The sequence below is a fragment of the Vibrio sp. 1-Bac 57 genome, from assembly GCF_037546855.1.
Lineage (GTDB): Bacteria > Pseudomonadota > Gammaproteobacteria > Enterobacterales > Psychromonadaceae > Psychromonas.
In genome coordinates this window covers 21,921-28,987 of sequence record NZ_JALAAC010000042.1, presented here as the reverse complement: position 1 = coordinate 28,987, position 7,067 = coordinate 21,921, and the positions used below count along the sequence as shown (strand labels likewise).

Annotated in this window: 5 protein-coding genes and 1 pseudogene; 5 read left to right on the top strand and 1 reads right to left on the bottom strand. The window is 37.2% G+C overall.

Translation table 11 applies throughout. From position 1 onward, the window contains the following. Positions 1-82 precede the first annotated feature (82 nt). Together MT391_RS18515 and MT391_RS18510 are read left to right on the top strand one after the other, a co-directional pair. Positions 83-1,042: a dihydrodipicolinate synthase family protein gene (locus MT391_RS18515; RefSeq protein ID WP_028868323.1), complete on the top strand. Its 960-nt coding sequence runs from the start codon at positions 83-85 to the stop codon at positions 1,040-1,042. A 122-nt stretch (positions 1,043-1,164) separates the two neighbouring features. Further along, positions 1,165-2,184: an Ldh family oxidoreductase gene (locus MT391_RS18510; RefSeq protein ID WP_028868324.1), complete on the top strand. Its 1,020-nt coding sequence runs from the start codon at positions 1,165-1,167 to the stop codon at positions 2,182-2,184. 305 nt (positions 2,185-2,489) lie between these two features. Here MT391_RS18510 and tnpA read toward each other — a convergent pair. Further along, positions 2,490-2,837: pseudogene (gene tnpA / locus MT391_RS18505) on the bottom strand (IS200/IS605 family transposase). 222 nt (positions 2,838-3,059) lie between these two features. On the opposite strand from tnpA, the gene MT391_RS18500 reads away from it, so the two are divergent. The 3 genes from MT391_RS18500 to wecA all read left to right on the top strand — a co-directional run bounded on the left by MT391_RS18500 (position 3,060) and on the right by wecA (position 7,019). Further along, the gene (locus MT391_RS18500) at positions 3,060-4,226 is read left to right on the top strand and encodes a nucleotide sugar dehydrogenase (protein WP_028868325.1); all 1,167 of its coding nucleotides are present in this window, start codon (positions 3,060-3,062) and stop codon (positions 4,224-4,226) included. An 84-nt stretch (positions 4,227-4,310) separates the two neighbouring features. After that, positions 4,311-5,657, top strand: a complete 1,347-nt coding sequence (gene glmM, locus MT391_RS18495) for a phosphoglucosamine mutase (RefSeq protein ID WP_037071295.1) — start codon at positions 4,311-4,313, stop codon at positions 5,655-5,657. A gap of 240 nt (positions 5,658-5,897) precedes the next feature. Beyond that, the gene (wecA, locus tag MT391_RS18490; protein ID WP_028868327.1) at positions 5,898-7,019 is read left to right on the top strand and encodes a UDP-N-acetylglucosamine--undecaprenyl-phosphate N-acetylglucosaminephosphotransferase; all 1,122 of its coding nucleotides are present in this window, start codon (positions 5,898-5,900) and stop codon (positions 7,017-7,019) included. Positions 7,020-7,067: the final 48 nt, after the last annotated feature.

The window sequence follows — 7,067 nt, the reverse complement described above, 5'->3', positions numbered from 1 at the left end:
GATTGAGACTATTTTGAGCTTTGCTGAAACTTAAATTATTTTAAAAATTTTAATAATAAACTCATTAACAAAGGATTAAAAAATGAATAAAGATATTTTTTATGGCGTAATACCTGCTCTTATGACCCCTTGTAAAGACGATCGCACACCTGATTTTGATGCTCTGGTAAAAAAAGGCTTGGAAATGATATCGGCTGGAATGTCTGCTGTTGTTTATTGTGGTTCTATGGGGGATTGGCCTTTATTGACTGACGCTGAGCGTATGGAAGGTGTTGAGCGTCTTGTTGATGCTGGTGTACCAGTTATGGTGGGAACTGGAGCTATTAATACCAAATCAGCTGTAGCCCATGCTGCTCATGCTGAGAAAGTCGGAGCTGCAGGGCTAATGGTGATCCCTCGTGTGCTATCCCGAGGTTCAGTGATCACAGCACAAAAAAATCACTTTAAAGCGATTTTATCTGCGGCTCCATCAATACCAGCTATCATTTATAATAGTCCTGTATATGGCTATGAAACTAAAGCTGATTTATTTTTCTCTCTTCGAGAAGAGCACAAAAATCTGATCGGTTTTAAAGAGTTTGGTACTAAAGAAGCTATGCGCTATGCTGCTGAAAATATTACTTCTAAAGATGAAGAAGTTTTATTGATGGTGGGTGTCGACACAAGGGTTTTTCATGGTTTCGTAAATTGTGGTGCTACAGGTTCAATCACTGGAATAGGAACCGCGCTTCCAAAAGAGGTTCTTTTACTTACTCGGTTGTCTATGTTGGCAGCTGAAGGGCATACAGAAGCTCGTATTCGAGCACAAGAACTTGAAGAGGCGATTGCAGTCTTAGCGAGTTTTGATGAAGGTCCTGAACTTGTTCTATTTTTTAAATACCTCTTAGTATTGAATGGTGAAAAAGAATATGACCTCCATTTTAATGAATCAGATAAACTAAATGCTGAGCAGCGCGGATATTGTGAAAAACAGTATAAGTTATTTAAACAATGGTTTGCTCAATGGGTCAAACAAGGTGGAGTTATTGCTGAATGTCGTTAAAAAGCTAATCTAAAATATTAACTTTTTGGAGTATGGCTTGAGACCCTAATACTTAAGCCTTAAACCAACTCTACATACTAAGTTCTATGACTTAAAGTGACCCCTATAAAATTGGAGGATATATGAGTGATAATGTTAGTTTAAGCTTGACTGATATTCGCCAACTCAGTGAACAGATATTAAGACACAATGGTTTTAATCAAGATCACGCCAGAGCTATTGCGGATATTATCTATACATGTCAACGAGACGATTGCCACTCACATGGCCTTTATCGACTACTTATGTGTGTGGAAAGTATTAAATCAGGGCGTGTGAAAGGTGACGCGATACCAACCATCAGCGATGTCAGCTCTTCTATTGTAAAGGTGAATGCAAACCACGGTATTTCGCTACTCGCCTTGCATGCCGCTCTTCCTTTACTGATAGACAAAACAAAAAAAAATGGTATCGCTGCATTAGCAATTAATCGTTGCTATCATTTTTCAGCATTATGGCCCGAGGTGGAAAAATTGTCTGAAGCTGGATTGGTTGCTATTGCTATGGTGCCTAGTCATGCCTGGGTGGCTCCAGCTGGAGGTACTAAGGGATTATTAGGAACTAACCCATTGGCATTTAGTTGGCCTCGTAATGGCAAGCATCCATTTACCTTTGATTTTGCAACTAGCCAGTTTTCTAGAGGTGAGATCGAGTTATATCGACGAGCTGGAAGATCATTACCAGATGGTGTCGCAATAGACAAAAATGGAAACCCAACGATTGATGCTGAAGAGGCGATTGATGGTGCTATGTTGACATTTGGTGGATATAAAGGTTCCGCATTATCTATCATGATTGAGTTATTAGCAGGTCCTTTAATAGACGATCTTACTAGTAAAGAAAGCATGGCTTTTGCCGAGGGCATACCAGAGGCTCCTTTTCATGGAGAGATCTTAATTGCTTTAGACCCTAACTTATTGAGTGGAGGAAATGTAATTGTAAATGATGAAAGAGCTGAACGTCTATTTGCTGATATTGTAGCTCAGGGGGCACGTCTACCTTCACAAAGACGCTATGCAGCAAGGGAACGCAATATTAAAAACAACACCGTGTCAATTCCTAAAGATCTACATGATGATCTTTTGAAATTACTTGAAAATTAGTAGATTAAAATCACTGCCATGATAATGCTAATTGTTATGGGGAACTATGTTTACAAGTATTTTTGCAGTATCTGGTGAATGATTAGAGAATGGTTTATGAATTAAATATGAGCATTTATGGTTTAATCTTTCTATTAATGGTAGTGGTTTTTGTGGCAGATTTTGTGTTGGACTGGATTTCAGTTGTATTGATTTTTGTACCAATCTTTACATCCCTGGCACTATCTATTTTCTATTTAAACAGCCCGTGAGCCCAATCTCGTTCGTTCACGGGCGAGTTAGCGATTAAACTAAATTCTCTTTAATTATTTAGATGTCTTAATTACTTTTTCAGTTGGCGGCTCTTGTTGGTTTTCGATATACTTTTTAATAACATCTAAATTAGCAGCTCCACAAGAAACAACGCAGTAAGATGGACTCCCAAAATGATTGCCCCATAATTTACTTTTTACTTGCTGCCTGTGATTACGCCTTATCATGTATCAAGACTTCACTTTAAGTTTTCCTACTAAGTTAGATACTGCAACCTTTGGGTGGACTGATACCATTAAATGAATGTGATCACCTTCACCTGATAGTTTGGTTTCTGTCTTCCATGGTTTAGGATTATCCTTTTGATGATTGGTCTTATTATTTTTTGCGTTTATAGTCAATAAATTAGTATTTTGCTATAAAAAATTTTACAATAAATCTTAAATTGACATTTTTGTAGAGATAATCAACGCAATGTTTTTATTGCCTTATGCTATTTAGCAATTTCACTCTCATTCATCGCTAATATTTATAGGCGAGCTAGTTTATGCCTAAATAGGCATTTATATCTGTTTTAAGACATTCATTTTTATGAATGTCTTTTTTGTAGGAATTATTAAAATATGAAAATTGCCATCGCGGGTACCGGTTATGTAGGTCTTTCCAATGCAATGCTTTTAGCACAACACAACGAAGTGATTGCAGTTGATATTGTTGCAGAAAAAATCTCCCTGTTAAACAATAAGCAGTCACCTATTGCTGATCTTGAAATAGAAGATTTTTTACAAAATAAAGCACTTAACTTTACTGCGACACTTGATAAGCAAGCCGCTTATGAAAATGCTGAATTTGTTATCATTGCTACGCCAACCGATTACGATGTTGCAACTAACTATTTTAATACTTCTTCTGTAGAAGCTGTGATTAAAGATGTAATGAGCATTAATCCTGACGCGATCATGATTATTAAGTCGACGGTTCCTGTTGGTTACACGCAGGGTATTAAGCAAACAATGGAGTGTGATAATATTATATTCTCTCCTGAGTTTTTACGGGAAGGTCGCGCTTTATATGATAATTTACATCCTTCTCGTATTATAGTTGGTGAGCAAAGTGAACGTGCAAAGGTATTTGCAAACTTACTAGTACAAGGCGCGATAAAAGAAAATATCGATGTGTTATTTACTGACTCAACCGAAGCGGAAGCTGTAAAGCTATTTTCTAATACCTACCTTGCTCTACGTGTTGCTTACTTTAATGAATTGGATACTTATGCTGAATCGCATGGATTAAACTCTCGTCAAATTATCGAAGGGGTAAGTTTAGATCCGCGTATTGGCAATCACTATAATAACCCTTCTTTTGGTTATGGTGGATACTGTTTACCAAAAGATACCAAACAACTACGAGCTAACTTTGCAGACGTACCCAATAATTTGATCGGCGCAATCGTTGATGCCAATACCACTCGTAAAGATTTTGTTGCGGATTCAATTATCGCTAAAAAACCTAAAATAGTGGGAATTTACAGACTGATAATGAAATCTGGGTCTGATAATTTCCGCGCATCTTCAATTCAAGGGATCATGAAACGCATTAAAGCGAAAGGCATTGAGGTGGTCATTTATGAACCTGTTTTTGAGGGAGATGCCTTTTTCAATTCTACTGTTTATAAAGATTTAGCTGAATTTAAAAATATTGCCGATGTGATTGTCTCTAATCGCATGAGTGATGAGTTAGATGATGTCGCTGACAAAGTTTATACGCGAGATTTATTCGGGGCTGATTAAAGGCTGCTGACTTTTATATCTAATTTATTTGAACCTAACTTATTTAAACCAATTTATTAATAAACCGAATAATGGATTATAACAATGACTAGAAAATATTTTGGCACTGATGGTGTCCGTGGCAAGGTAGGGGAGTATCCAATTACTCCTGATTTTGCATTAAAACTTGGCTGGGCTGCGGGAAGAGTATTATCTCGCCTTGGCACAAAAAAAGTCATTATTGGTAAAGATACACGTATTTCTGGCTATATGCTTGAGTCTGCTTTAGAAGCTGGCTTGTCGGCTGCTGGTATTAGCGCTGTATTAACTGGGCCGTTGCCAACTCCTGCTGTAGCTTACTTAACGAAAACTTTCCGTGCTGAAGCTGGTGTAGTGATCAGTGCTTCTCATAATCCCTATTACGATAATGGGATCAAATTCTTTTCAGCGTCTGGTGAAAAATTATCGGATGAGATTGAATTAGCGATTGAAGCCGAACTAGATAAACCAATGGGCTGTGTCAGTTCTGAATTGCTAGGAAAAGCATCGAGAATGCAAGGTGCAGCGGATCGTTATATTGAGTTTTGCAAGGGCACATTCCCTTCTGCATTATCATTATCTGGCCTTAAGTTAGTTGTTGATTGCGCGAATGGAGCTGCATACCACATTGCTCCTTCTGTTTTTGATGAACTCGGTGCAGAAGTCATTGCTATTGGCAACAAACCTGATGGTTTTAATATCAATGATAAGTGTGGTGCAACATCACTTGGGTTATTGCAAAAAACGGTACTTGAAAACAAGGCTGATTTAGGGATTGCACTTGATGGTGATAGTGACCGAATCATGATGGTTGATAGCCAAGGTAATATTGCAGATGGTGACCAGTTGCTTTATATCTTAGCAAAACAGGCACTTATTAATGGGCAACTTAAAGGTGGCGTAGTAGGCACCTTGATGTCAAATATGGGGCTTGAAGTAGCCCTTGGTAAATTAGGTATTCCGTTTGTACGCGCTGGTGTTGGTGACCGTTACGTGATGGAACAGTTGCTGCAACGTGAGTGGTGGTTAGGTGGTGAAAACTCTGGTCATGTTATTTGCCGACATTTGGTCACCACTGGTGATGCTATTGTTGCGGCATTACAAGTATTAGCCGTGATTAAGCAAAGTGAAAAAACACTTGAGCAATTACTTGATGATATGCCGATGATGCCGCAAATATTAATTAACGTACGTTTTGCGGGTGATAATCAACCATTAGAAAGCGAATTAGTGAAAACAGCGGTTATTGAAGCTGAAAAAGCTTTATTAGTAGGCAGTGATACACCTAAAGGACGTATTTTACTGCGTAAATCTGGTACTGAACCCTTAATTCGAGTGATGGTTGAAGCTGAGTCGCAAACCTTGGCTGAAACATGGGCTAACCATATTGCAGATGCCGTTAAAGCGGTATAAAAAGCCTTACTTTTTTAACTAATTTCATTTTACAGAATGAAAATTAATTTTTTAAATCATTATATTTTCAATTAGTTAATTGTTTAGAGTGAACTTTTTAAGTTAAAAACCGTCAATTTGAGGCCATTATTTATGCAAATAATGGCCTTTTTGTTTTAGCTTAAAATGACTTTTTTATGGTAATTTTTGATTAAGTCGGTATCATGCTCACGTTATTTTTCTTTTTTAAAGTTGGTTTTTATGATAAATATCTTAATTGATTTAGCATTTATATTTGTTTTTTCAATGACAACGCTATTTGCTTTGCGAAAGTTTGCTAGGTATATCGGTTTAGTTGATAAGCCGAATGAGCGTAAATTTCATAAAGGTACTATCCCTCTAGTTGGAGGCTTATCTATTTGCCTCTCTATATTATACTTTTTATACAACAACCCAGAAATGCTTCCTTATTCCCATATATATGCACTTTGTATGGCTATTTTAGTTGCTGTTGGTGTAGCAGATGACCGCTGGGATATTAGTTTTAGATTACGTTTATTAGTTCAAGCTGGTTTAGCCTTATTGATGATCCACTTTGCTGGGGCTTTACTTACAAACCTTGGTAATATGTTTGGTTTTGGTGAGGTCTTGTTGCCAAGTGCAATAGCGCAGATAATTACTATATTCGCTGTGATTGGTGCTATTAATGCATTTAATATGGTTGATGGAATTGATGGTTTATTAGGTGGACTTGCATCGGTAACCTTTGCTGCGTTGGGTGTTATTTTCTATTTACATGGAGAAGCTAATTTAGCTTATTTATGTGCAGTATTTATTGTAGCGATGTTGCCATATATATTGTTTAACCTTGGTGCATTTGGCCGTACTCGCAAAGTGTTTATGGGCGATGCAGGCAGTATGTTAATTGGGTTTACTGTTATTTGGTTATTATTATTAGCCTCGCAGTCGGCTACTGGTGATGCTTCAGAGCAAACGGCAATGCGCGCAGTAACTGCGTTATGGATCATTGGTTTACCTTTAAATGATATGGCCGCTATTATGATTAGACGGATACGCCGTGGTGATAGCCCATTTAAACCGGATAGAGAACATTTACATCATATCTGTCAGCGCTTGGGATTAAATCCAACACAAACTTTATTGGCTATTTGTTTTATGGCTAGCTTGTTTGCTGTTATTGGTATTTATGGTGAGTTAGCTAATGTAGCTGCACCGATAATGTTCTATGGATTTATTTTAACGTTTGTTATTTATACGTTATTACTTTCCAATATTTGGAAAATAACAACAAAAATTCGTAGTTATTCCAAATTGAAACGTATTAAAAAAATTCGTTACAAAAAAGTAAACAGCATTCTTTAAATGCTATTTATTTTTTGATATCTATACTACGCGGCATATTAGCCGCGT